This is a genomic window from Roseibium denhamense, from assembly GCF_009711415.1.
Taxonomy (GTDB): domain Bacteria; phylum Pseudomonadota; class Alphaproteobacteria; order Rhizobiales; family Stappiaceae; genus Roseibium; species Roseibium denhamense.
In genome coordinates this window covers 154928-180795 of the sequence record NZ_SMLZ01000112.1, presented here as the reverse complement: position 1 = coordinate 180795, position 25868 = coordinate 154928, and the positions used below count along the sequence as shown (strand labels likewise).

Annotated in this window: 22 protein-coding genes; 8 read left to right on the top strand and 14 right to left on the bottom strand. The window is 57.0% G+C overall.

Going from position 1 to position 25868, the window contains the following annotated elements:
- Positions 1-14 precede the first annotated feature (14 nt).
- From E1180_RS16120 to E1180_RS16105, 4 genes are all read right to left on the bottom strand, one after another.
- Positions 15-1361 carry an NAD(P)-dependent oxidoreductase gene (locus tag E1180_RS16120; protein WP_155192502.1) on the bottom strand — a complete coding sequence of 449 codons (1347 nt, stop codon included), beginning with the start codon at positions 1359-1361 and terminating at the stop codon, positions 15-17.
- Positions 1362-1775: 414 nt separating this feature from the next.
- A complete protein-coding gene (locus E1180_RS16115; RefSeq protein ID WP_155192500.1) occupies positions 1776-3449 on the bottom strand; it encodes a CRTAC1 family protein in 1674 nt (557 codons plus the stop codon).
- Entirely contained in the window at positions 3446-4873 is a 1428-nt protein-coding gene (locus E1180_RS16110) for a di-heme oxidoredictase family protein (RefSeq protein ID WP_155192498.1), read from the bottom strand. The genes E1180_RS16115 and E1180_RS16110 overlap by 4 nt, the downstream gene beginning before the upstream one ends.
- Positions 4870-6138 carry an ROK family protein gene (locus E1180_RS16105; RefSeq protein ID WP_155192495.1) on the bottom strand — a complete coding sequence of 423 codons (1269 nt, stop codon included), beginning with the start codon at positions 6136-6138 and terminating at the stop codon, positions 4870-4872. Before E1180_RS16105 ends, E1180_RS16110 begins: the two co-directional genes overlap by 4 nt.
- Before the next feature lie 267 nt (positions 6139-6405).
- Here E1180_RS16105 and xylF point away from each other — a divergent pair, with 267 nt between their 5' ends.
- The 5 genes from xylF to xylA all read left to right on the top strand — a co-directional run bounded on the left by xylF (position 6406) and on the right by xylA (position 12574).
- Entirely contained in the window at positions 6406-7437 is a 1032-nt protein-coding gene (gene xylF / locus E1180_RS16100; protein WP_155192492.1) for a D-xylose ABC transporter substrate-binding protein, read from the top strand.
- Positions 7438-7570: 133 nt separating this feature from the next.
- A complete protein-coding gene (locus E1180_RS16095; protein ID WP_155192489.1) occupies positions 7571-8860 on the top strand; it encodes a sugar ABC transporter permease in 1290 nt (429 codons plus the stop codon).
- 24 nt (positions 8861-8884) lie between these two features.
- A complete protein-coding gene (locus E1180_RS16090) occupies positions 8885-9652 on the top strand; it encodes an ATP-binding cassette domain-containing protein (RefSeq protein WP_155192632.1) in 768 nt (255 codons plus the stop codon).
- Positions 9653-9791: 139 nt separating this feature from the next.
- On the top strand, positions 9792-11243 hold the full coding sequence (gene xylB / locus E1180_RS16085) for a xylulokinase (RefSeq protein ID WP_155192487.1): 1452 nt from the start codon (positions 9792-9794) through the stop codon (positions 11241-11243).
- 11 nt (positions 11244-11254) lie between these two features.
- On the top strand, positions 11255-12574 hold the full coding sequence (gene xylA, locus E1180_RS16080) for a xylose isomerase (protein WP_155192485.1): 1320 nt from the start codon (positions 11255-11257) through the stop codon (positions 12572-12574).
- Positions 12575-12643: 69 nt separating this feature from the next.
- Here the strand turns inward: xylA and E1180_RS16075 are convergent, their stop codons facing one another.
- The 3 genes from E1180_RS16075 to E1180_RS16065 form a co-directional block, all read right to left on the bottom strand.
- Complete coding sequence (locus E1180_RS16075) at positions 12644-12808, bottom strand: DUF2256 domain-containing protein (protein ID WP_155192482.1); 165 nt, start codon at positions 12806-12808, stop codon at positions 12644-12646.
- Positions 12809-12813: 5 nt separating this feature from the next.
- The gene (locus E1180_RS16070; protein ID WP_208997184.1) at positions 12814-14358 is read right to left on the bottom strand and encodes an FAD-binding domain-containing protein; all 1545 of its coding nucleotides are present in this window, start codon (positions 14356-14358) and stop codon (positions 12814-12816) included.
- A 64-nt stretch (positions 14359-14422) separates the two neighbouring features.
- Complete coding sequence (locus tag E1180_RS16065) at positions 14423-14947, bottom strand: MmcB family DNA repair protein (RefSeq protein ID WP_244314088.1); 525 nt, start codon at positions 14945-14947, stop codon at positions 14423-14425.
- A gap of 96 nt (positions 14948-15043) precedes the next feature.
- On the opposite strand from E1180_RS16065, the gene E1180_RS16060 reads away from it, so the two are divergent.
- On the top strand, positions 15044-15550 hold the full coding sequence (locus E1180_RS16060; RefSeq protein ID WP_208997183.1) for a hypothetical protein: 507 nt from the start codon (positions 15044-15046) through the stop codon (positions 15548-15550).
- A 26-nt stretch (positions 15551-15576) separates the two neighbouring features.
- Here the strand turns inward: E1180_RS16060 and E1180_RS16055 are convergent, their stop codons facing one another.
- From E1180_RS16055 to E1180_RS16035, 5 genes are read right to left on the bottom strand one after another with little or no spacing between them, the layout of a single operon-like run.
- Positions 15577-17364 (bottom strand): SulP family inorganic anion transporter, encoded by a 1788-nt coding sequence (locus E1180_RS16055; RefSeq protein ID WP_155192478.1) that lies wholly within the window; start codon positions 17362-17364, stop codon positions 15577-15579.
- Positions 17361-17687, bottom strand: a complete 327-nt coding sequence (locus tag E1180_RS16050) for a protein tyrosine phosphatase family protein (RefSeq protein ID WP_155192476.1) — start codon at positions 17685-17687, stop codon at positions 17361-17363. Before E1180_RS16050 ends, E1180_RS16055 begins: the two co-directional genes overlap by 4 nt.
- 21 nt (positions 17688-17708) lie before the next feature.
- Entirely contained in the window at positions 17709-18602 is an 894-nt protein-coding gene (locus E1180_RS16045) for an MBL fold metallo-hydrolase (protein ID WP_155192473.1), read from the bottom strand.
- A gap of 35 nt (positions 18603-18637) precedes the next feature.
- Positions 18638-19078, bottom strand: coding sequence for a DUF6691 family protein (locus E1180_RS16040; RefSeq protein ID WP_155192470.1), 441 nt, complete (start codon positions 19076-19078; stop codon positions 18638-18640).
- A 1-nt stretch (position 19079) separates the two neighbouring features.
- The gene (locus E1180_RS16035; RefSeq protein ID WP_155192468.1) at positions 19080-19508 is read right to left on the bottom strand and encodes a YeeE/YedE family protein; all 429 of its coding nucleotides are present in this window, start codon (positions 19506-19508) and stop codon (positions 19080-19082) included.
- 170 nt (positions 19509-19678) lie between these two features.
- Here E1180_RS16035 and E1180_RS16030 point away from each other — a divergent pair, with 170 nt between their 5' ends.
- A complete protein-coding gene (locus E1180_RS16030) occupies positions 19679-20746 on the top strand; it encodes a DUF1176 domain-containing protein (RefSeq protein WP_155192466.1) in 1068 nt (355 codons plus the stop codon).
- Here the strand turns inward: E1180_RS16030 and E1180_RS16025 are convergent.
- Entirely contained in the window at positions 20703-22775 is a 2073-nt protein-coding gene (locus tag E1180_RS16025) for a bifunctional DedA family/phosphatase PAP2 family protein (protein ID WP_208997182.1), read from the bottom strand. The two genes, E1180_RS16030 and E1180_RS16025, sit on opposite strands and share 44 nt — an antisense overlap.
- A gap of 212 nt (positions 22776-22987) precedes the next feature.
- Between E1180_RS16025 and pap the strand changes: the two genes are divergently transcribed.
- Positions 22988-24454, top strand: coding sequence for a polyphosphate:AMP phosphotransferase (gene pap / locus E1180_RS16020; RefSeq protein ID WP_155192463.1), 1467 nt, complete (start codon positions 22988-22990; stop codon positions 24452-24454).
- A gap of 9 nt (positions 24455-24463) precedes the next feature.
- Here the strand turns inward: pap and E1180_RS16015 are convergent, their stop codons facing one another.
- Positions 24464-25642: a pyridoxal-phosphate-dependent aminotransferase family protein gene (locus E1180_RS16015; RefSeq protein ID WP_155192461.1), complete on the bottom strand. Its 1179-nt coding sequence runs from the start codon at positions 25640-25642 to the stop codon at positions 24464-24466.
- Positions 25643-25868: the final 226 nt, after the last annotated feature.

Sequence of the window (25868 nt, the reverse complement as noted above, 5' to 3'; positions counted from 1 at the left end):
TCTCCCTCGGCCGTTCAGGCGCTCAGCGCGGCGTTGATGGCTTCCGCGGCGATCTTGCCGTCTTCGACGGCTGCGACCGTGAGGTCTTCGCCGCCGGCAACGCAGTCGCCGCCCGCCCACACATCGTCGAGGCTGGTCTTGCGGTCCGCGTCCACCACAATCCGGCCCTTTTCGAGGGTCAGGGCGCCACCGAGATCCGTGTCCACCAGGGTCTGGCCGATGGCCTTGAAGACCATGTCAGCTTCGAGCGTTACGGTTTCACCGGTTCCGGTGAGGGAGCCATCTTGATCCCGTGTCCGTTCCAGTTCAATCCCCGTGACCGAGCCGTTTGCAGCCACAAGTGCCTTCGGCTGTGCCCAGGTCATGATTTTGACGCCATTTGTCTGAGCGAGATGTTGCTCATATTCGGATGCGTTCATCCGGTCCTGACCGCGCCGATAGGCAATGGTCACGTCTTCGGCGCCAAGAAGTTTGGTCTGAACAGCAATATCAACCGCGGTCATTCCGCCGCCGATGACGACGACACGCCTGCCAACCGGAAGTTTCCCGAGATCGTCGGCCTGGCGCAGGTTGGCGATATAGTCGACAGCATCCAGAGAGCCGCCCTTGTCTTCGCCGTCGAGGCCAAGCGCATTCACGCCGCCCAGGCCAATGCCGAGGAACACGGCATCGTAGGACGCGCGCAGATCGGCGAGGTTCAGATTGTCACCAAGGCGCATGCCGGTCTTAAGGTCAATTCCGCCGATCGAGAGGACGAACTCGACTTCACGGGCTGCGAAATTGTCGACTGATTTATAGGACGCAATGCCGAACTCGTTCAGGCCGCCCGGCTTTTCGCGCGCATCGAACAGGGTCACGTCATGACCGTGCATGGCGAGGCGGTGTGCGCAGGCGAGACCAGCCGGGCCGGCGCCCGCCACGGCAACCTTCTTGCCTGTGCTGGCTGCCCGCTGATAGGGCTGCGTTTCATTTTCGGCCATGTAATGATCGGTCGCATAGCGCTGCAGCTGACCGATTTTTACCGGTTTGCCTTCCGCGACTTCGCGCACGCAGACCTGCTCGCATAAGGTTTCTGTTGGGCAAACCCGGGCGCACATGCCGCCGAGAATGTTCTGGTCAAAGATGGTCTTCGCCGATCCGGTCGGATTGCCCGTCGAGATCTGGCGGATAAACTGGGGGATGTCGATGCTGGTCGGGCATGCTTGCATGCAAGGCGCATCGTAACAGAAGTAGCACCGGTCTGCCTCGACCTGTGCCTCGTGCGGTTCCAGGAGCGGATGCAGGTCGCTGAAGTTGTCAGCGTAGGCTTCCTGAGGCAAGCGTCCGGCGGCAATATCCGGGCCGGCTTTGGTCTGGGTCATGAAGATCTCCGGAAGGTTGGCGATCGTTTTTGGGAACGGCATCCTTCGTTGTTTGAGGGTGCTCGTGCCGGTATTGGGCAAAAATTTGAACAGTTAGTCAAATATTTTTAGAACAATTAAAAACTGGAGGGAAAAACTCAGCAATAATATTGCTGAAACATCAGTGGTTTAGTCTATATTTTGGGCGTGCTTAAATTTTTGGCGTAACGGCTCAATCAGCCAAAATGGCGCTATTCACCGGATAGAACGTGGCTTTCTAGAAGAAAATTGAACGGGCAGTGCCTACGCGGGGCGGGCGTTCAGCCTTGGCCCAACAAGGGTTATTCGGTGCTTGCCGCAGTCCCAAGGGTGCTGCTGTCAGCCCGTTTCTTCCGCCACAATTGGCCTCATCGCAGCGAAGTGCTGCCCGGGGATCTATGGGTTGGACGCCCCTGGCGGGTACCAGAGCTTGGCCTTCTCTGTGCCCCGCTCAATGACAACATGGCTGTTTGCGAAAACCCGGTAGCCGTGGCTCCAGTCGCCATCCGGCCATTTAATGCGAACATTTGCCCGTTCGGCCACGCCAAGGCCGAAATGCACAAACCCCAGTTGTCCCGATGCGTGGCCGCCGCCAACCTGAATGTCTTTGACCAGGGTACGGTTTCCCGTTTTCACACTGATCTTTGCGCCAACAGCCCGCCCGTTAAACCGCGCAGGCTGCCTCACATCAATTGCGAGCCAATTGCCAAGCGGGCGCGGGTCTGCGGCCGTTCCTGCGCCGGTGTTACGGAAGAGGCTGACCGGGGAACTGCGGTTCACAACGATGAGGTCGAGCAGCCCGTCAGCGTTGAAATCCGCAAGGCCACCGCCGCGGCCCCGGCGGTCGAGCGCAATTCCGGCATCTTTTCCAGCTTCGGCGAAAGTCCGCGACCATTGGCCGAGCAGGAGGTTATCGGGGTCATAGGCGGCAAAATCCGGCATGGCCTCGACATTGCCTTTTGCAATGAAGAGATCCCAAAGCCCATCATTGTTGACGTCCTGGAACTCCGAGTGCCATCCGGTGGAGGGTTTTAGGTCGTCACCCGTGTAGGGGCGGTGCGCGGTGACCCCCAGATTGAAGGCGATATCCTCGAAGACCGGCAGCGTATCATCGCTTTCCAGATCGAGGGTCTGCAGTTTCGTATCGCCCATGCTTGTCAGCGCATATTCGGGAAAGCCGTCTACATTGAGATCAATGGAGGCGATGCCCATGCCCCAGATTTTCAGATGCTGCCAGCCATCGCTACGGCGATAGGGGCGCGGCGGCCGGTTCGCCGGAACGGCCCAGAGCTGCTCCTGGCCGCCCCGGTAATAGTGCCGGTCATTGGAAATCCGCAGGGAAGCCTCGCCTGAACGGTTCCAGTCGGTGAAGAGGATCGACAGGCTGCAGTACCCTGGCGAAAGGCGTGTTGGTTCGCGATAGAGCAGCGCTTCACTATCGGCGTCCGGGCGGAAGAGAAAGTTGTTGTGACAGGTCCCCCACGGTGATCCGGGCGCCGACCTGTCGACATAATTTCCGAAAGCGAGTGTGGGATAGGTGCTGCCTTCCTCCCAGGTTGCCGAAAACGCTGTTGTCCATTCCCGCCCGCCTTCAAAGGCAAGGCTTCGGTTCATCACTTCAAAGCGGCAATCTCCCAAACCCTTGAGGAGGAGGTTTTCACCCAGACGCAGCACGACGAGATCCAGATGATCGTCGTTATCAATATCAATCGGATAGGCACCAAGCACGCGTCCGAGACTGCGGTCGGAAACGCCTGTATCGACTTCTTTGAACTTGAGCGGACCAGCGGTGATGCTTTCATTTTGAAAAAGCCGGGCCTGGTTGCTGCCGCCAGCCAGAAACAGGTCAGGCCTGCGGTCGTCATTGCAGTCGAAAATGGCCGTGCCGCCGCCAACAAAAAACTCCCACGCGCCGTCGTAGACATGGGTCACGTCGGCTTGTTGCGCTTCCTCCGTGAAAGATGGAATTGGTGCCAGGGCCTCAGGTGGTTTCGAGCTGTCTGCCGCGAGTGAAGAGGGTGATCCGGAGAGAAGGAGACACGTCGCGGCCGCCAATGTGCGTCGAATCATTGGGAAATCTCCAGACTGCGCAAAAAGGCCAGAACATATTGGCGTTCGTCCTCTTCAAGCGCGGCATAGGCCTTTTGACTGTCCGCAGCATCGCCGCCATGCGCCATGATGACCTCGTGCAGGGTCGTCAGATCGCCGCGGTGTCCATAGGGTGCCGTACTGCCGACACCCCAGAGCTCAGCGGTGATGAAGACATCCCTTGCAACAAATCGCTGCGCCAGCAGCTCGTTGCCAAGCGTATCATTGGCTGCATCGGCGATCTTGTGGCGTTTCAAATCGCCGAAAAGGGGAACGAGGACGCGGCCGCTTTCGTCACGTGGCAGGGACTGGACCCAAACCAGCGTCTCAAGATCGAGCACCAAGGGTGTTTCCACATCGCTCTGCCGCAGCGTGCCCGCTGTGTCATATGGGCCGGGGTCAAGGAAAACTAGGCTGTCCAGCGGCAAGGATGGCAGATGGCAGGAGGCGCAGCCGGTTGCAGCGAAAAGATCCTCTCCGTGGTCCGCTGCGTCTTGCCAGACCTCCGGCAAATCGTCCTTCCGGCCCGGTGCAGGGAGCGTTGCTTGCCAGGCGACAAGGGCGGATACTTGGCCAGTGCTCATTTCGTCGAGGTAGCCATCTCCATCAAAATCGGCCGTGCCAGTCCAGTCCGATCCAAACCGTTCCGCCGGTTGAATGCCGTGGTGGGCGTTCATTGCATTGACAGTGAATTGGCGCAGGGATGTAAAAACACCTTTCTGGCTGAAGGGGCGGATCGTCAGATCATGGTCCACACCTTCAATCCGGGACACGTCTAGGGTCCCGTCCGCAAAGGCTGTCAAATGCCCGAAAGACACACCCTTTGTGACCAGCGCAACGGTCTCCGGTTCGCCGGACTGTCGCGCTCCGGCCAGCGCAGATTGGCGCTGTTTTCGCAGGTCAGCGGTCATTTCACGGGCGAGAAGCTCGATCAGGCCCGCGCCCTGAAGCGCATTGGTGTTGCGCTCATTGGAAAACTGCGGATCGATCGTATCAAAATCGGCGCTCTCGAACCCTTCGGACACGAATACATTCGCAGTAAAGGAGCCCGCCCCGCCCACAACCGGTTCATTGTGGCAGGATGAGCAGGCATTCGCGTCCAGACCGGCGAGCCTTTGGAATGTCAGATGGGATTGGCGGCGGACTTTTGTCGGCAGGATCGCTCCCGTTGCATCGGGCCGCCCGGCCCCATCGAGAACTGTAAATTTGGCGGTGAAGAGATCTTCTCCAATTGGCTGGAGCACGGCAATCGGATCGTCACCAGAGGCAGCCAGCGCCTGGATATCGACATCCTCAACAATCGCCTTTTCGCTCCAGGGGGGAAGATCCGGGCTTGCAATGGCGGTGGTCACCATCAGACCGGACACGGCTCCAGCGACGCAGTAAAGCAAGGTTTGGTTGTTCATGCGGATAGCTCCTCCGCTTCATCAGGGCGTGCGGCCCTTTCGGTCACGTCGCTGCCGTGCCCCATGAAATCCTTGTCAAGGCGTTCCATCGACTGGGCAATCAAGCCCGTTCTGATGAAGTCCTCGTTCCAGGGCATGACATCCAGGGAGAAATTGCTGCGCAGATCTTCCACGAGCGCTTCTTCTAGACCTTCCCACATCCCCTTCTCCATGAAGGAGAACGCGCGCATCGCAGCTCCGGTCAAGACGACCCGTTTGGGGTCTATCATTGCAACAACACGGGCAAGGCCGTACCCAAGAACCCTGCCGGCTTCATAAAAAGCCTTCAGCGCATTTTCATCCCCGCTTCCGGCCGCCGCGATCAGGCGCGCCAGACCTTCCACACCCGCTTTGATCGAGGCAGGATCAGTGGTATCCGGCAAATGCAAGGCGGCGCGGACCAGGGCATAGTCCGACAGATAGGCTTCCAGACACCCACGCTTGCCGCAACGGCAAAGCGCGCCGCCGGGCAGGTGGTTGGCATGACCGAATTCGGCGGCTGTTCCGCTGGCTCCGGAAAACAGCCTGTTGTTCAGGTAAAGACCCATCCCGACGCCGTAGTCGAGCATGATTACGGCAAACGTTCCGCTATAGCGTGCCGGGTCGGACCAATGCAGAGCTTCGGTGATCATGTTGGTGTCGTTGGAGACATAACACTCTGCTGAAAACGCCTTTTGAAGGGGGGAAACGATTGGAATTTTCCGCCCGGCAAAAGCTGGGCTCCAAGACACCAGTCCTGTTTCGGTCTCTACAACCCCCTGGGCTGCAACGCCGATCTCGCGCACCCGCTCCGCATCGATGTCGGCTTCTTCAAGAAAAGCTTGGATGGCAGAGATCAGCAGAGCGGGAAAGGTGGCTGCATTTTCCGTTGCGCTGTCAAAATGGGTTCGTTGTCCGTAGGTGACATCGCCGGCGAAATTGACCAGGGAGAGGTCGATGTTATTGACCGATAGGCGGATCCCGATCGTGTAAACGGCATCAGGGTTCAATTGCAGCAGGGTCCGAGGCCGTCCCCGTGTCTGCGGTGTTTTGGGTTCGTCTGTTTCAAGACTGACGATCAGGCGCTGGTCGAGAAGGTCGGATGTAATGGCCGTGACCGTGGCCGGACTCAGTCTCGTGAGCTGGCCCAAGTCGATCCGCGCCATCGGGCCTTTGCGTCGCAGCGCTTGTAGAACAATACTTCTGTTCTGCCGCCGGATCTGATCCCGGTCTGCCTTGCGTGTCATGCTGGCTCAGCTCTTCCTATGGGTTCCTCCGCACCGGGTTTCTCCCGGTTTTCCTGCCTGATTGCCGGTTTTTTCGGTCTGTGAGACAGAGATTTATAAAACCATGTTGACAGGAGCGGCGCTTTAGAGCAACTTTTTTTCGGGATCCAAAAAAAATAACAATATGGTTGTCCTAATCGAGGCGCAGGAGTGAGCGCCTGCAACATAGACGCATTTTGCGGCGCACCTACTCAAAGAAGAGGTTCGCCAATTGGAGGAAACATCACGATGCGTAAGATTACCACTTTGCTGGCGGGCGCCCTGCTGTCCGCAACCGCGCTTACAGCAGCCAATGCGGATGACATTGTTGTTGGCGTAAGCTGGTCCAATTTCCAGGAAGAACGCTGGAAGACCGATGAGGCAGCCATCAAAGGCGCCCTTGAGGCAGCCGGTGCCCAGTATATTTCAGCTGACGCTCAATCCTCGTCTGCAAAACAGCTGTCCGATGTTGAGGCCTTGATCGCTCAAGGCGCAAACGCATTGATCATCCTGGCGCAGGACGCCCAGGCAATCGGCCCGGCTGTTCAAGCTGCTGCTGATGAAGGCATCCCCGTTGTTGGCTATGACCGCCTGATCGATGACGAGCGCGCGTTCTATCTCACGTTCGACAACGTTGAAGTTGGCCGGATGCAGGCTGCCGAAGTGTTCGCGGCAGCGCCAAAAGGCAACTATGTGATGATCAAGGGGTCTGCGACCGACCCGAATGCCGACTTCCTGCGCGGTGGTCAGCAGGAAGTCCTGCAGGCAGCCATCGACTCTGGTGACATCAAGATCGTTGGTGAAGCCTATACGGACGGCTGGTTGCCGGCTAACGCGCAGCGGAACATGGAACAGATTCTGACCGCCAATGACAACAATGTCGACGCCGTTGTCGCCTCCAACGACGGCACTGCCGGCGGTGTTGTTGCGGCGCTGACAGCGCAGGGCATGGAAGGTATTCCGGTGTCCGGTCAGGACGGTGACCATGCGGCCCTGAACCGTGTTGCCAAGGGAACTCAGACTGTTTCGGTTTGGAAAGATGCCCGTGAACTCGGTAAGGCAGCTGGTGAAATTGCAGTCGCTTTGGCGAACGGCGATGAGATGAGTGCCGTTGACGGTGCTGGTTCATGGACATCCCCGTCCGGCACCGAACTGACGGCGAAGTTCCTGGCACCGCTCCCGGTCACGAAGGACAACCTCACCGCCGTCGTTGACGCTGGCTGGATCTCCCAAGCGGATCTTTGCCAGGGCGTTGAAAACGGCCCGGCTCCTTGTAACTGATCCCGATAACGATAAAAACGCGGCCCTGGTGGTTCACCAGGGCCGTTAGATCAGGGAGGCTGGTGTGGCCGTCTCCCGAGGGGCAGGCCACCCGGCGTTTACGCAAAATGGTCTCCAAGCAGGAGTAACCCCGATGTCCGACACCGCACTGTCTGGGCCAAAGAGCCCGGCAGCACGAAACATCTTTGCCGCCTTACAGCTCGACACACGGCTGTTGGGCATGATCGGGGCGTTCATCGTCCTGTGTCTGGTTTTCAATGTGTTCACGGATGGCCGGTTTCTGACGCCGCGCAACATATTCAATTTGACCATCCAGACCGTTTCGGTCGCGATCATGGCGACCGGTATGGTGTTCGTTATCGTGACACGCCACATTGATCTGTCAGTCGGCTCGCTACTGGCGACCGTTGCTGCGGTCATGGCTGTTGTCCAAACAGACGTCTTGCCAGCCGTTCTGGGGCTAGGGCATCCAGGCATCTGGATCCTTGCAATCGTTGCAGGCGTGATTGTCGGTGTTCTGATCGGAGCCTTTCAAGGCTGGATGATCGGTTACCTCGGCATTCCGGCCTTTATCGTGACGCTTGGGGGTCTGCTCGTATGGCGGAATGTCGCCTGGTTCATCACCAATGGCCAGACGATCGGCCCGCTGGATGAGACCTTCACCATGATAGGTGGCATCGGCGGCACGATGGGCGAGACCGCCTCGTGGATTTTCGGTATCGCCGCAGTTGCTGCAGCTCTTTGGCTCCAGGTTGCCTCAAGGCGCCGTAAATCGTCGCACGGATTTCCCGTAAAGCCCCTTTGGGCCGAGGCGACCATGGCGGCGATCACGACGATAGCGATCCTTGGTTTCGTCTGGATCCTGAACGCCTATGAGATCCCGGCGGCCCGTTTGCGGCGCATCTTTGAAGCGCGGGGCGAAACGCTTCCCGAGGGGCTGACAATGGGCTACGGAATTCCGTACTCCGTGTTGCTTCTGATCATCGTGGCGATTGTGATGACGGTTGTGGCCCGCCGCACACGCCTCGGGCGTTACATCTTCGCAACTGGCGGCAACCCGGATGCGGCGGAACTGTCGGGTATTAACACCCGGTTCCTGACCGTCAAAGTGTTTGCGATCATGGGCGGCCTGTGTGCATTGGCGGCCGCTGTCGCATCCGCCCGTTTGGGATTTTCGACAAATGATATCGGGACGCTCGACGAGCTGCGGGTGATTGCGGCAGCCGTCATCGGCGGAACGGCCCTGGCCGGAGGCATCGGCACGATCTATGGCGCAATTCTTGGCGCCCTGATCATGCAGTCCCTGCAGTCGGGAATGGCAATGGTTGGCGTGGATGCTCCGCTCCAGAACATCGTTGTCGGGGTCGTTCTGGTCATTGCCGTCCTTGTCGACATCATCTACCGCAAACGCACCGGAGACTGATCCATGGCAACTCCACTCGTAGAAATGAAGGACATGTGCATTTCCTTCGGCGGAGTGCGCGCCGTTGATCATGTGTCGGTTGATTTGTACCCGGGCGAAGTGGTTGGGCTTCTTGGCCACAATGGCGCCGGAAAATCGACGCTGATCAAGATCCTGTCCGGCGCCTACAAAGCCGATAGCGGCGAGATCCTGATCAATGGGGACCAGGCGCATATCCACTCGCCGCGCGATGCGCGTCACCACAACATCGAGACGATCTACCAAACGCTTGCGCTTGCGGACAATCTCGACGCCGCCTCGAACCTGTTTCTCGGCCGCGAACTGACATCGCCGCTTGGCTTTGTCGATGACGATGCGATGGAAGCTGAAACCCGCAAGATCATGGGGCGGTTGAATCCCAACTTCAAAAAGTTCCATGCACCCGTAAAAGCGCTATCGGGCGGGCAGCGCCAGTCTGTTGCCATTGCCCGTGCGGTCTACTTCAATGCCAAGATCCTGATCATGGACGAGCCGACCGCTGCGCTAGGTGTCCATGAGACGCAAATGGTTGCGGAATTGATTCAGGAGTTGAAGAAGCAGGGACTTGGCATCTTCCTGATCAGCCATGACATCCACGACGTATTCCAGTTGTGTGACCGGATTGCCGTCATGAAAAACGGCCAGTTGGTCGGGACTGCCAAAACCACGGACGTGACCGATGACGATGTGCTCGGGATGATCATCCTCGGCAAGTGTCCTGCCGGTGCGACGCCGGGCCCGGGTGCGCTTGCTGATGACGGTGCGGGCGACTAAAAATAGTTTGGGTCTGCGGTCTGCCGCAGACCCGCACTTGTGCTGCTGCCAGTTTTGGTAAGCCACAAGTTTCTAGCAAAGCCGGGGCCGGGAAACCGGGCGCGGCAGTTTTTTGGATCAAAAATGAGGAACGCACCTCATGTATATTGGCCTGGATATTGGGACCAGCTCGGTCAAGGCGATTCTGCTGAATGAAGACCAGGATCTTATTTCATCCCAAACGGCTGAGTTGACGGTCGAACGGCCTCATCCTGGGTGGTCAGAACAGGATCCTGAGAGCTGGTGGTTGGCCTGTGAAACCGTGTTGGATGCCCTGAAAGCAAGAGCACCTGCAGAATTTGCGGCGGTCAAGGCCATTGGCCTGTCCGGTCACATGCACGGGGCAACCCTTCTTGATGCTGCCGGGAAACCGCTCAGGCCATGCATTTTGTGGAATGACGGACGTTCGGGGGCGCAATGTGCGGAGCTGGAAGCACGCGAACCGGGATTTCTGACGCTGGGCGGGAATCGGGTGATGCCCGGTTTCACCGCGCCGAAATTGCAGTGGGTTCGCGAAAATGAGCCGGATGTGTTTGCAAAGACCAAAATGGTCGTGCTCCCGAAGGATTATGTCCGCTTTAAGCTGACCGGCGAGTATGTGGGCGACATGTCTGATAGCGCCGGGACCTTGTGGCTCGACGTCGCCAAACGGGACTGGAGCGTTAAACTGCTCGCAGCAACGGGACTTACGCGAGACAACATGCCCCGCCTGGTTGAAGGGTCGGAGATTTCTGGCACAGTAACGGGCGACCTCTGTAGCCGCTGGTGCTTTGAAGCCCCGCCGGTTGTCGCTGGTGGCGGCGGAGACAATGCCGCTTCGGCCTGTGGTGTCGGAGCAGTCGAGCCGGGCTCAGCCTTTGTGTCTCTGGGGACATCCGGCGTCCTATTCGTTACCAACTCGGCATTTTCTCCGAATGTGGAGAGCGCGGTTCACGCCTTTTGCCATGCGGTTCCGGAAACCTGGCATCAGATGGGCGTGATCCTTTCGGCGACCGACAGTTTGAACTGGCTCTCAAAGACCTTGAATACGCCAGCATCCGAACTGACGGGTGCCCTTGGGAAGGTTGATGGTCCGTCACCCGTTTCCTTCCTGCCCTATCTGGGCGGTGAACGCACACCGCATAATGACGTCAAAATCCGCGCAGGCTTTTACGGCATATCTCACGAAACCGACAACACTGCGCTCACGCATGCAGTCCTGGATGGGGTCGCCTTCGCCTTGAAGGACTGTCTTGAGGCTTTGAGCGTTGCGGGAACACAAGTGGACCGGGTTCTGGCGGTTGGCGGCGGGTCAAGATCAGACACTTGGCTTGAAATAATCGCCAGCATTCTGGGGGTCTCCGTTGACGTGCCCATCGACGGCGATTTCGGGGCGTCTCTGGGGGCTGCCCGTCTCGCGCAGGCGGCTGCACTGGGTGAAACGCGCGGCGTTTTCGAACGGCCTGCTCTGAAGACAAGTATCGACCCTAATCCGACCCTAACCCAATCCTATGCCGAGGCGTACAGCCAATGGCGCAATCTGTATCCGGCAATCAAGCAAGCCGGGTTTTGAGGAGACTATCAATGAGCACGGGCTTCTTCGGTGATCTACAGCCGGTCCGGTATGCCGGTCCGGACAGCAAGGATCCGCTGACCTACCGCCACTACAACAAGGATGAAGTTGTTTTCGGAAAGCGCATGGAAGAGCACCTGCGCTTTGCGGTTTGCTATTGGCATAACTTCTGCTGGCCCGGGACCGATCCATTCGGCGGCGAGACCTTCATGCGGTCCTGGATGGCCGCTGGCGGTGATCCGATGGCGCAGGCAAGGTTGAAGGCAGATGTTGCCTTTGAGATGTTCCAGATCCTCGGAATGCCGTTTTTTACCTTCCATGACCGCGATATCGCGCCGGAAGGGGCAACGCTTGCTGAAAGCAATGCCAATGTGAATGCCATCGCGGACATCTTTGAAAAGAAAATGGCTGAGACCGGCATCAAGTTGCTTTGGGGCACGGCCAACATGTTCTCCAACCGCCGCTTTATGAGCGGGGCGGCAACCAATCCAAACCCGGATGTGTTCGCTTACGCTGCGGCACAGGTCAAAAACGCCATGGATGTGACCCATCGCCTTGGCGGCGAGAATTACGTTCTGTGGGGCGGCCGCGAAGGCTACGAGACGTTGCTCAATACTAACATCGGTCATGAAATGGATCAGTTTGGACGTTTCCTGACCATGGTTGTGGAATACAAGCACAAGATCGGGTTTGGCGGCACAATCCTCATTGAGCCGAAACCACAGGAACCGTCCAAGCACCAATACGATTATGACGTTGCGACAGTTTATGGATTTTTGAAACGCTATGGGCTTGAAAACGAAGTCAAAATGAACATCGAGCAGGGGCACGCAATCCTTGCCGGTCACTCATTTGAACACGAACTGCATATGGCGCGTTCGCTTGGCATTTTCGGGTCCGTGGACATGAACCGGAACGATTACCAGTGCGGTTGGGATACCGATCATTTCGGCATGAATGTTCCGGAACTGGCACTGGCTTATTACGAAATCCTTATGGCCGGTGGCTTTTCCTCCGGGGGCACGAATTTTGACGCCAAGCTGCGGCGCCAGTCCATTGATCCGCTAGACCTGATTCAAGCGCACGTCGGTTCCGCGGATGCAATTGCGCGCGGCCTGAAGGCGGCTGCCGCCATGATTGAAGACGGCCGGCTCAAGGAGTTCGTGGATGAGCGCTATGCCGGCTGGCAAAAACCGGAAAACCAGAAAATTCTGAACGGCGGCAGCTCGTTGGAAGAACTGGCGGAGCGCGTGCACTCAAAAGACCTGGAGCCGCAACCGGTTTCCGGCAAACAGGAATATCTGGAAAGCCTGGTCAATCTCTTTGTTTAAAAACCTGGAGAATCTGGCATTCAGCATAGAAGGCCAGATTCTCTGAAGATCTTGGCTGCATGGAATGCGTCAAGATTGGGTGGTGGCTGGCGGTGTCGCCCGCTGCCGCCGGCATCTTTCAGAACAGTATTTCACATTTTCCCAATCCCGCTCCCATTTCTTCCGCCAAGTAAAGGGGCGCCCGCAGGTCATGCAGGTCTTTTGAGGGAGCTCGGATTTCCTGCGCGCTTTCATGAGGGTTACCCGAAAAGATCCTTTTGGTCCGGATGAGCGGGCTTTGATTTTTTTCTGGCGGTGGTTGCGCCGCGCATCGGGATGCCACTTTTGCGGCTGCCGTGCCGGTCCTGAATGCCACGGGCTTGTTCCACATAGGTATTGGATTTGCGGATTGCCCAGACCTTCTCCCGGGCTTGTTTCGCGGCACTCAGGTAGTCGACGACTGGAAAGGGGTAGCTCTTTCCCAACACTTTCCCAGCGTTCGGGGCTTTCCACGGCGTGTGAATAAATGCCGTATCGATGTCTATGAGTTCCGGGAGCCACTGGCGCACAAACTGGCCATCGGGATCCTGGTCAATTCCCTGCTTGATGGGGTTGTAAATCCGGATTGTGTTAATCCCTGTCGTCCCAGATTGCATCTGCACTTGCGGCCAGTGAATGCCGGGCTCGTAGTCGGTAAAAAGACGGGCAAGGTGCAAGCCCGGCTGCCGCCAGTCGAGCCACAAATGATAGCTGGAGACGGCAACCAGCATCGCCCTCATGCGGAAATTCATCCAGCCGGTGGCGGTCAAGGCACGCATGCAGGCATCGACAAAGGGCAGCCCGGTTTCCCCGTCTTGCCATGCGGTGAGCCTTTCCCGGTTCGGTATCTCGGGCCGCAATCCGTCGTACGCCTTATGGAGGTTTTCAAACTCAAGACGCGGCTCGTTTTCAAGCTTCTGCATGAAATGGCAATGCCAATGCAGCCGCCCGGAAAACGACTGCATCGCGCCCTGCCACGTGGTGCGCCCCGGAAAATCGGACTTTTTGAGGTCCCGCTGGCGCTCCCAGGTCGCCTGGGCGGCTTCACGAAGCGACAAGGTCCCGAATGCAAAATACGGTGACAAGCGCGAACAGGCCGAAAAGGCTTTCAGCGGTGTCGCCATGGCTGCGCGGTAAGACTTGCCCCGTTCGTGGAGAAAACTCTGCAGTGTCGTGAAGGCAGCGCGCCGGCCGCCCGTCTGCCGGCCCGGGCAGGCATCATCGGCAAGGCCAAGAGATTGGGCGGCCGGTGGCTCCCCTAGATCCAATTGTTCGAGAGGAGAGAGTTGTGGTGCGTCAACCGGCATCTCGCCCATAAAGCCATCCCAGCGGGAGGCCCATCCATTCCGGTTTATCAAACCGCGGATCACGCCGGTTTGACGGCATTCGGTCCAGGGTACACCGTGGTTGCGGCACCACGCCGCGACCTGTTTGTCGCGCTCGTATGTCCACGCATTCCCGGTCTCTTCATGGGACCAAAGACCGGCTACGGGATATCGGGACCGGATAGACTCCAGGACCGATGTCACCGGTCCTGTTCGAATGATCAGGGGTTGGCCAAGACGGGCCAATTCGTTCCGAAGACAGTCAAGGCTTTCCAGCAGGAATGCATAATGCCTGCCGGACATGTCGGGCTGAGACCAAAGGTCCGGCTCTACAATGTAGAGAGGCAGAGCCGGGCCACGTAACGATGCGCGCTTTAGCGCGGCATGGTCATAAACCCTAAGATCTTTCTTGAACCAAACAATGTGTACCGGCTGCCGCACCAAGGCTCCTGTTTCCGTTAGCGGTTGTCCTTCATACGTAGTGCGGGTCTGGCGGATTAGAGCATCACAAACGGTTGTACGGCTGGAGAGATTCTGGATCCAAGAGATCGTGAAGCCGGTTGGCCGCATGCCGCGCAAAGCGCAGAATGACGGCCTTGCGTGTTGCCGGTGGTATCCGGTGTCCAGGAGCTTCTCTTATAATTTCCGCACCAAATCCGTCGGCAAGGATCAGGCCTGCCTCTTCTGGAAAAATCTCCAAAGGCACATCCGGGTGTGTCGCAAAGTAAAACTGGTCGCAATGCTGCCGGTAATCCGGCCATTTCGTGTCTGCGCGAAAATCGGCCACTGAGGATTTGACCTCTACGATTAGAAGCTCGTGTTTGGGGCCGAGCGCCAAGAGATCCGCACGCCGCCCCGACCCAAGTGTGACTTCCGGCAGGCAGGCAAATTTATATTGGCGTAACATGCGGGCGGTGCCCCGCCAGACCTTTTGGGCAGCTGGCGACTGGCGCCCGTCCTCAAGCGGGTTACCGAGGGAAATGGCCCCCGAAGCCATATCGTTTTCGATCACCATGCCCATTTGTTCCATCTTTGTTCTAAAAATTCAAGTGTTGTTGCTGGTGAGCATTGATCTTTTCAGGAAAATGAAGTCGTGTAGGGCCGAAGTGCCGCTGGGGAGGACTGCGTGGTGTTCGGAAAGGTCAAAAAAGCGGCCGTCGTGCTCGGAATGGTCGCCGCTCTTATACCTGTGGGGAGTGTCTCTGCCGGGAAAGGTGATCTGGCGTTTTCCGTTCCCAAATCAGCGCCCTTACTAAAAGGGCGGGTGCTTGACCTGAGATTTGCAGACTTCGCCCAGGGTATTTGGGTCCGGGATTTGGCTTCCTGTCCGACGTCACGGATCGATCTCAGCGAGCCCGGGTCCACGCTAGCCATATACCGCGGGCTATATGAGATGCGTGGCCGTATCTGCCAGGTTTATGGCGCGGAAAAACCTCAGGCCTACACGCAGCGTGCCGCTATCAATTGTCTGCTGGATGGCGGTGATGAGACCATTGAGCTGATTACCGTTCGGCCGCGCGGAACACAGGGGCTAATGGTTCAGGAGGGTGAACGCCAACCTGTCCACTTCCGGTTTTGCGAGAAGATCCAGCCAATCCTGCAAACTTCCATTGACGGTCTGAGCCAGGACTGACGGGTTCGGTCTCGCGCCGGCAAATGTCAGATTTCAGGACCTGACCACATGTCGGAGCTGGCTGTTTTCTTTGGGGTTCGCGCTTCGGAAATGTGGGCTGTCTCCGGGTCAAGGCTGCACAAGGCATCATACTGACTGAGATACACCTTACCGGTGAGGTGGTCCAAGAAGTCCGTGCGCTTCAATCGATCCATCACGGGGCCTTTCACTTCAGACAAGTTGAAGCTGACCCCCGAGTCTGAGAGCCGGTGATTGATCTCTTCCAGGCTTTCCAAAGCGCTGGCATCGATCTCATTCACCGCTGGGCACATCAGAACCACATGCCTGATCTCCGGCTTCAAGGCGACAAGCTCGTAGATCCGGTCTTCCAGAAACCGTGAGTTTGCGAAGAAAAGACTCTCATCAACACGCAGGCTTAGCACCGTCGTCCCGGTAACGACCTTATGCCGGTCAATGTTCCTGAAATGCTCTGTTCCGGGAACAATGCCGACGATCGCCATGTGCGGTCGGCTGCTCCGGTAAAGATAAAGGGCGATGGAAAGCGTTACCCCGGCAACGATGCCCGGCTCCACTCCAAACAGGAGCGTGATGACAATCGTTGCTGTCATGGCAGCAAAATCGCTTTTTGAGTACTGATAGGTCCTCCGGATCGCCGGTAGATCAACCAAAGAGAGCACGGCGACGATTATCGTGGCTGCGAGCGTCGCCTGTGGGAGAAACGTCAAGAGTGGTGTTAGAAACACCGTGGCGATGGCAATTCCCACGGCCGTAAACGCTCCTGCAGCCGGAGTTGCGGCACCTGCATCGAAATTGACAACCGAACGGGCAAACCCGCCGGTGACCGGATAGCCGCCGGAGACGGCAGATACGGCGTTGGACGCACCCAATCCTATCAACTCCTGGTCCGGGTCTATTCTCTGGCGTTTCTTGGCCGCCAGGGTTTGGGCGACTGAGACCGACTCGACAAATCCCACAACCGAAATGAGCAAAGCAGGACCGGCAAGTTCAAGCCACAACGCGCTGTCGAAATCTGGCATTTGCGGCATGGGGAGGCCGGTCGGAATATCGCCAACAATCTTGACGCCTTTGCTGGCGAGGTCAAAGGCTGCCGTCAGTCCAGTTGTTACACCGACGGCGGCCACAGGCCCCGCTTTTGTAATGATGTCGGCCGAAAAGGCGCTGAGTCCGAGGCGAAGCAGAAGCCGTTTCAAACCTTTGCGGACCCAGAACAGGAAACCCGTGGCGGTCACACCGATGGCAATCGTGACCCAATTTACGTCCGGAAGGTGTTCTGTGATCGACAGCAAAATTTCATAAAGAGTATGTCCCTCGGCTGGCACACCAAGAATGTGTTTGAGTTGGCTGGAAGCAATCAAAAGGCCGGATGCTGTGATGAAGCCAGAAATCACCGGGTGGCTCAAAAGATTTGCCAGAAACCCGAGACGGAACACCCCCATCGTGATCAGCATCAGGCCGGAGAGGAAGGCAAGAATGATTGCGGCACCGAGATATTCCGGTGTGCCTTGCTCAGCAAGTTCCCCGACCGCAGACGCGGTCATCAGGGAAACAACAGCAACCGGGCCAACAGCGAGGGCCCGGCTGGTTCCGAAAATGGCATAGGCGACTAACGGAAGAATTGACGCGTAAAGGCCGACTTCCGGGGGCAGGCCTGCCAGAAGTGCATAGGCCAGGGACTGCGGGATAAGCATGATCGTGACGATAACGGCTGCAACCAGATCACTGGTTGCCGTCTCACGATCATATTGCTTTCCCCATACAAGGACCGGAAGATAACGCGCGAGGCGTTGGGTCATTGGGTGTTTTGCCAAAGAGCTGCGGACCGCGCGCCGGACCGGCAATATGCCAGAATAGGTTTGGGAAGGGTCTCGGTTAGCCCGGAAAAACCTTCCAGATCAGCAGCGGTCAGACCCGACGGAGAAACAGGAAGGTACCTGGCCTGAAGGCCCGCCGCTTCAGCTGCCTGACGGATTTCTTCAAAATCCGGCTGATCCGCGCCCTCACCATCGGGCCTGTTACAGATGATAGACCGGAACCCAAGTTCCTTGATCGCCGCTATGTCGCTTGGATCAATCTGCCCTGATGCAGACACGTCTGCGCTGAGTTTATTGGGATTCATCGAACGTCTCGCGATGCTGTCCTAAAGCCCGTTAACCGGGACTTTCAGAAATGTTTTACCGGTCTCGTCGGCCGGCGGCAGCTTTCCTGCACGCATATTCACTTGGAGAGACGGAATTATCAATTTCGGCATATCCAGCTGTGCATCGCGTTCCGTCCGGAATTTGACGAACTCTTCTTTCGTTTTTCCGGCGCCAACATGGATGTTGTGATCCTTCTCGGCTCCGACTGTCGTCTCCCACTGGATGTCCCGTCCGTTGGGGCCGTAGTCATGGCACATGAAAAGGCGCATGTCGCTGGGAAGTGCCAGGACTTTTTGAATGGACTCGTAAAGTGTCGCCGCGTCCCCGCCTGGAAAGTCGGCCCGGGCTGACCCGCCGTCCGGCATAAAGAGAGTGTCGCCGACAAAGGACGCATTGCCCATCACATGCACCATACAGGCCGGTGTGTGGCCGGGTGTGTACATGGCAAAAGCCGTCATTTCGCCGATCTGGTAGGTATCTCCATCTACAAAAAGCCGATCGAATTGGCTTCCATCCCGCTGAAACTCGGTTCCCTCGTTGAAGACTTTGCCAAACGTCTCTTGAACGACGGTAATCTTTTCGCCGATGCCGATCTTGCCGCCAAGCTTCTGCTGAATGTATGGCGCACCAGACAGATGATCCGCATGGACATGTGTTTCGATCAGCCACTCGACTCTCAAGCCATTGGCAATAACATAGCCGATTATCTCATCTGCTGAATCATAGGTAATCCGGCCTGCTGCGTAATCGATATCCATCACGCTATCGACAATGGCACAGGCGTCAGACGCTGGATCCTTCACCACGTAGCTGATTGTGTTCGTCGCCGGATCGAAGAAAGCTTTGACTTCCGGTTCGACGGCCATGTCGACGGGATAGTTGGACGTGTTCATCTAAGCCTCTCTTGTTTGGCAAGGCCAATCATCGTTTATGCGGCGGCATGTTTTCCGCCTGTCCTCACACCGCTAAGCCAGCGCGCGGTGATCATACCGGCGACCACAGCTGCCGCGGTCAACAGCGGGCCGCTCAGGCCAAGGCCCAGAACCGGAATTAAGCCGCCTGGACAAAAACCACTTAGGCCCCATCCAATTCCGAACACCGCGGACCCACCGATCAGTCTTGTATCCAGCTCAGCACGGGTTGGCAGCGAAAAAACACTGGCTTGCAAAGGTTTATCCATTTGAAACGCCAAGCGATAGCCAATTGCTGTCACAATCAACGCGCCGCCCATGACAAACGCAAGGCTCGGATCCCATGTGCCTGCGATATCGAAAAAATTCAGAACTTTGGCCGGATTGCCCATGCCAGAGATCAAAATGCCGCAGCCGAAAAGCAGGCCAAACAAGAAAGCAGATACAACTCTGATCATATTAGCCTCCCAAAACATGGCGGGTGACGTAAACGGTGATCCCGGCCGTCGTCATGAAAGTTACGGTTGCCGTAATTGAGCGGACCGATAGGCGGGACATGCCACACACGCCATGTCCACTGGTGCAGCCGGAGCCGATAGTCGTGCCAATTCCGATCAGGAAGCCGCCGATTACCAGAAGGAGCGGCGATGATGGCACTGTAATTTCAGGAAACCGGCCGGTAGCTAGAAGAACAATGAAGGGACTTGCGATCATTCCGGCAAGAAATGCCCCGCGCCAGGCCCAATCGCTGTTGAGCCGTACGCTTAGAAAGCCGCCCAAGATTCCATTTATGCCCGCGATCCGGCCATGAACCACCATTAATGCAACAGCGGAAAGCCCGATCATGAGGCCGCCTGCAAAACTGAGAAACGGTGTGAAGTCGGTCATGATCACCTCTTAATATGCTATTTTCGAATATATGAAATAATGAGAGCCGATTCAAGTCGCCGCTCACGGATATTCTAAGGTTGCCACTGGATTTAGGTGGAAAATCCAGCTGGCCAAACCGCTTGTTCTCCGGCAAGGTTTGGTCCGTCACTGTCGTTATCGGGGGAAACATGACTTTCGGAAGACTCTACAGCCGGCTGTTTTTGTGCCTGTTTGCAAGCCTCTTGATCCCTGCATCCGCCATTGCCGATGACGATGATAAAGTCGCGCTCAAGCTATTTGGCAAGGAAGACATAGGTGGCGGCATTGCCGAATGCCGTTTCTCATTGTGGCAGTACAACCGGGACCCTGAAACTGACCGATACGCCTATCTGCTGCATCAAAACGGGCCGGACACGGGGCTCGCCGGAACCGCGCAAATCAAGATAGGCGACACAACCTATCAATTGCCCGAGCTGGTGCAGGGCGGAGAACCGATCAGTGGAATCAACACCCAGTACCTTTTCGCAAGCGAAGACCGGTCCGTAAGGGTTCATGTTGAACTACTTGGTATCGACTTCGATGGCGCGGCTTTTGCAATCAACGAAGCCGACCTGACCGTCATTCAAAAAGGCAAGCAGCCGTTCACGGCAAGCGCGAAAGGGCAAACTGGCTGTGTTGAGGTCGAGAGCGTCAAGGGAGCGCCAGATGCTTCTGTTGACCAAAAAGACACCGCTCAGGTTCCTGCCGGAATTCCTTTTGGAGCTGAACAGATTTTAACTGATATCTCCGAATTGCCGCCATTGCTGGTGCAGCTTGTCCGCCAAGAGGCCAGCGGGGAATGCGATATGGATGGTTTTTTCCCATGGGGCGGCGCGCGCTATGTCGTCAATGACTATTATCTTCTTTGGCAGATCCCCTGTTTTACAGGAGCTTATCAGGGATCAGGTGTGTTTGCCGTGACCCAGAACCCGCCCCAGGATTGGGGGACTCTGCTTGCCGTTCCCCCCGTACCAGGTTCTGGCGCTGGTGACACCTATTCCGTCATGAATGCGCAACCGGACGGTGCAAGCGGGTTGATCCGGTCTACCGAACTCGGCCGTGGTATCGGCGACTGCGGGACCCATCGTGTGCTGCGCCTGATCGATGGCCCCGGGGAGGTCCTCGAACTTGACTTGATGGAGTTGCGGGACAAGCCAAACTGCGACGGAAACGCTACCGCCCCCGAGAGTTGGTCTCTGGTTTATCGGGCGTATTAGCGCTGTCCTGAGAGTGCCCGGGTGCGTCGTCCGGGCCCTGCCCAAGAACAACTGTTGTTCCGTCCGGCCGAGTTTTCGCCTCGGAACCGGGGAGCAGACGGGCCGGATTTTCCGATGGGGGAGGGACGTCCAGATCGGTTCGGGGGCCTGAGAATTCGCCCATCGGCCGCAAGATGTTTTCATGAACGACGCTGCCGACATAAAGGGGGAACAAGGCTCCGCCTTCAAGAACTTCAAACCGGCTGGGCCAGAGGCGCAATACCCATCGGCCGCCTTCTTCAAGGTCCTCGTCATTCCGGATCAGAACCAGCACCGGCTGGCGCCCATTTTGGGTTCTCGGCAGAATGGGAAGGGAGCCGGGTGGGGTCTGCCCTTCCACGAACCCGCCCGCACTTGTAAGCGACCACTCCGGCGGTCGCACCCAGCCGTTTTGAGCGGCAGTTGACGCGAAATAGTCAAGGCCGCCGGCAAATTGAACCACCAGAGGCTCTTCGATGTCGCCGTTTAACTCAATACGCCGGTCCGGCAGGGACATCCATCCCGTGGTGCGCCAGCTGGATGCTGTCAGGATCTCTTTATTGATTTTCGGCTCATAGGTGGTAAGTGCACGGTCAAAGGTCTGCGAGAGATGCCAGCCGCCGAAAAGGCTCAAGGACACAGCGACAATGGAGGCAACCGTCCAGCGGCCAATCTTTTCATTGTGAATGGCGCCGAATATGAATGCGAAGGCCGAGACCATCGCAGTCCCGAACAATAGACCTGCCAGTACATCGGACATCCAGTGCGCGCCGAGATAGACCCGCGAAAACCCGATGGCAATGACATAGGTGGCAATCAGGGTGAAGACGCTCGCTTTCACCCACTTGCTGCGGTCATGAGCGATCAGGACGGCGCAGATGCCGAACAGAACCGCGTTCAGAGTGGCATGGCCGCTCGGAAAACTATAGGCATCGGCACCCGCGTAGAGCTCAATCGGGCGGGAGCGATGCAGCAGGAGTTTGAACAGCGGAACAAAAAGGGCCGTTCCGCCCATCGCGATCACAAAGCCGATACCCCGCCGCCATGCCTTTCGGGCAAACAGGTAAGCGGCAACGGAAACCGTCACCGCCGTCACCACAACACCATCTCCGAGCGAGGTGATGAACACCATGATTTTGTCGCCGATCGGTGTTCTTAGGCTGTCAAAAAAATTCAAGATGGCCAGGTCAGCTCGTACCATCGGCTCGCCCGGGGCAACTTCGCCGACAAGCCAGAAAAAGGCAGGCATCGTGATCAGGAGGATCAGTGCTGAGACGAGCATTCCGGCCGAGCGCGGGTGAGCGGGATCAAAATTTTGGGCGATCCATTTCGACACCCGGTCTTCTCTTTTGGCAAACCACGATACTGCGGCTGCCTGGGAATTCGGGAACAACGGCAAGATGATTATGATCAGCCAGCGGCCGAGGATCACCAAAAGGAAGATGACAACGAGAAGAGCACCCAGCACAACCGCCAGCCGGGTGCTGATCTGACCGACCGCGCTCAAGGCGGAACCTGCGATGATCCCCGGACCCAGATGGGCAATCGTCCAGGCAAACGCAGACGTGACATTCACGACTGTAAACCGGGTGAAGTTCATGCCCGCCATGCCGGCGATGCCGGGGACAACAGATTTCACTCCAGGAACAAACCGGCCGAAAAAGACGCTTTTGCCGCCGTGCCGGTCAAAAAAACGCTCGCCGCTTTCAATCATGTGGCTGTAGTTGCGCAAGGGCCAGACACTTTTGATGCGGTCTTTGAACTTCCATCCGATCCAGTAAGAGATCGCGTCGCCAGCAGTTGCGCCAAGCGTGGTCCAGATGAAAATGGGCGTTGGGTCCAATTTGCCCAAGCCCACAAGGGTACCGGCTCCGACAAGCACCACTGTCGTCGGCACAAAAAGGCCGATGATGAAAAGTGCCTCGCCCATGGCAGCCAGAAAGCAGATCAATCCGGCGAGCGACGGATTTTCCGCAATGAAGGTCAGGACGGGATCAAGAAACTCGGTCACGGGTATTCAGAAACTCTGCAAAAACGCAATTCGTGGCACGGGACGCAAAGCGCGTCCCGATGAAACCGCTGCCGCTTCATATAAGGGCCTATGCGTCTATCCAACAGAGAAATATGCCTGCTCCTGACAGTTTGGATCTTTTACGGCGATCATGGTCTTTTTACGCTTGGCGCGGCAAGATGCACTGAGCGCGTTCCTTCCTGGAGACAATAATGTTCGAATCCGCCCGGCTGCCGCAAAAAATGGATAAGAAAACCTTCAAGAAACTTGAACCGGAACTGCGCGAGGCCTTGTTGGAGGCGCAACTCCCCGTCGTTGAAAAAAAAGACTTTTCAACACTGATTCTGGTCGATGGACTTGATGGCGCGGGCAAGGGCGAAGCTGTGGCCCGCCTGTATGGCTGGATGGATGCGCGCCATCTTGTGTGCAACGCTTATGGCGAAAAACTGGATGAAGCCAAGTTGCGCCCGCCATTGTGGCGCTACTGGCGAGACCTTCCGGCAAAAGGCGAAACCGCGATTGTCTTCGGCAGCTGGTATCAGGGCATCCTGCGCGACAAGATCTACAATAAGATTGATGACGACGCCTTTGAAAAGGCACTGATGCGGATCCGCCGCTTTGAGGAAATGCTCTCCAATGAGGGCGTCCTGATCCTGAAGTTTTGGTTTGTTTTACCAAAGGACGTTCAGGAAGAACGTTTGAAAAAGATCCAGAAAAAGAACGCGGCACGGCACGTGCTCGCGGATTGGGCCGCGCTCAAACACCACAAGCAGGCCAGCCAAGTCGGTGAAAAAATCATTCTTGAAACAAGCAAGGGATTTGCTCCGTGGTTCGTGATCCCGTCCCAAGACCCGGAATATCGCGATGCGGCGCTCGCGCAGACCGTGGCGAGGGCAATGAAGTTGAGGCTTGAGGACGGAGAAGTCCGTGAAGTCGCCGCTCCGCCCGTCATCGGCGGACTGCAACGGGAAACGGCAGTCGATGCGATTGATCTGAGTGCTTCCCTTGATAAGGCGCCGTACGAAAAGAAAAGGGAGAAGTACCAGAAGATCCTGTCAGACTTGTCTGACCGCAAGGACATGTCGAAAACCGGCGTTATTCTGGTGTTTCAAGGCAATGATGCTGCGGGCAAAGGCGGAGCGATCCGCCGGGTGATACGTCCGCTTGATCCGCGCATTTATAAAGTGCACCCGATATCGGCACCGACCGACGAAGAAAAAGCCCGCCCCTATCTCTGGCGCTTTTGGCGGCGGGTTCCCCGGAAAGGCCATTTCGCGATATTTGACCGCTCCTGGTACGAACGCGTGCTTGTTGAGCGGGTGGAAGGCTTTGCAAGTCATGGTGACTGGCTCCGAGCCTATAATGAAATCAACGAGTTTGAACAGGAACTGACGGATTTCGGGTTTATCGTGTGCAAGTTCTGGCTGGCGATCTCAGAGGAAGAACAATTGCGCCGTTTCAAAGCCCGCGAGGAAACGGCCTATAAGCAGCACAAGATAACGGATGAAGATTGGCGTAATCGGCTGAAGTGGGACCAATACGCCATTGCAGCCGGTGACATGATCGACCGGACATCGACCCACTATGCGCCTTGGACGCTTGTTTCGTCTGAAAACAAGCGTCATGCACGGATCGAAGTCTTGAAGACCATCTGCGACCGTTTGGAAGAGGTAGTCTAGGATCGGGTCCTAAATTGCCGCCGCCAGGTAGTCGGTGGCGGCTTGGACCCCTCCCTTGCCGTGCGGAATGCCAAGTTTGCTCAAACCGAGCTCTATGGTGGCAAGGGTTCCAAGAAGCATAACGGCGTTCACATGTCCCATATGCGCGATCCGGATCCCTTGTCCGCGCGAATCTCCAATGGTTCCACCAATCGTGACGCCACAGGTCAGTTCCGTGAAGTCCCGCAGATGTTGAGGGTCGTGGCCGTTGAACTTCAGCACTGTCACGCTGTTTGAGCGCGCGCGCGGATCGGTAATGTTGAAGCTCATGGCCCCTTCGGTTGACCATATGTCAACCGCGCGCCGGGTCGCTTCTGCCAGAAGGGCATGACGGTGCCAGACTTTCTCCAGCCCCTCCTCAAAAATCAGTTCAAGCGCTTTCTGAAACGCGAACAGCATTTGTTCAGGAGGTGTGCCACAGTATTTTTGATAGTGGATTTCGCCCTTCCGGAAGGTCCAGTCCATGTAATTGGTCCGCAAGTTCGCGGTTTCATGTGCCTTATCCGCCTTTTCGTTGGCCGCCACAAACGAAAGGCCGGGTGGGCACATGAGTCCCTTTTGCGATCCTGTGAGCGCGACATCCACCCCCCAAGCATCCATCTCAAAAGGCAGGCAACCCAGTGAGGCAATTGTATCGACCATGAACAAAGCCGGGTGTCCTGCGGCATCAATCGCCTTTCGCAACGCCGCAATGTCGTTCCAAACGCCGGAGGCTGTATCCACCTGAACGACAAGGATCGCTTTGATTTCATGAGATGTGTCGGCTTGCAAACGACCTGCCAAACGGGTTGGGTCGACCGCTTCATTCCAGGCTGCCGGCAGAACTTCAACATCAAGGCCGATCAGCTTTGCAGCCTCGCCCCAGCCTGTTGCGAACAGACCGGATTGCAGGACCAGAACCTTGTCGCCTTTGCACAGGGTATTGCTGAGCGCTGCATCCCAGGCCCCATGTCCGTTGGCGGCGTAGATGTAGGGTTTGCCTTCGGTGCGAAAAAGGCGTTTCAGGCCACGTTGACAGGCTTCCGTTGTTTCCAGAAGCGGTCCTTCATAAATGTCTACGGCAGGCCTGTGCATGGCACGCAGGACCTCATCCGGGATGTTCGTCGGTCCTGGGATCATCAGGAACTGCTTGCCATTTCGCAGTGGCATGAAGCGATGTCTCCGTCGAGAAGGGGGGGGAGCCGCGAAGGGCTATCCGCTGGAAGACCTGTAACCTTGCGCGCAGCAAAAGCGCCGTCAAGTACGCCGATGTTGAAAAGCGCGGAACAGCTGTGTTGCGGCTGATTGGGAAGCGTCGGTCGCCCAAAAACCAATGCAGAGACTGATTTTTGCTACCGGTATCTGAATTGCCCGGCCGGTGGCATACGCTTCTAAG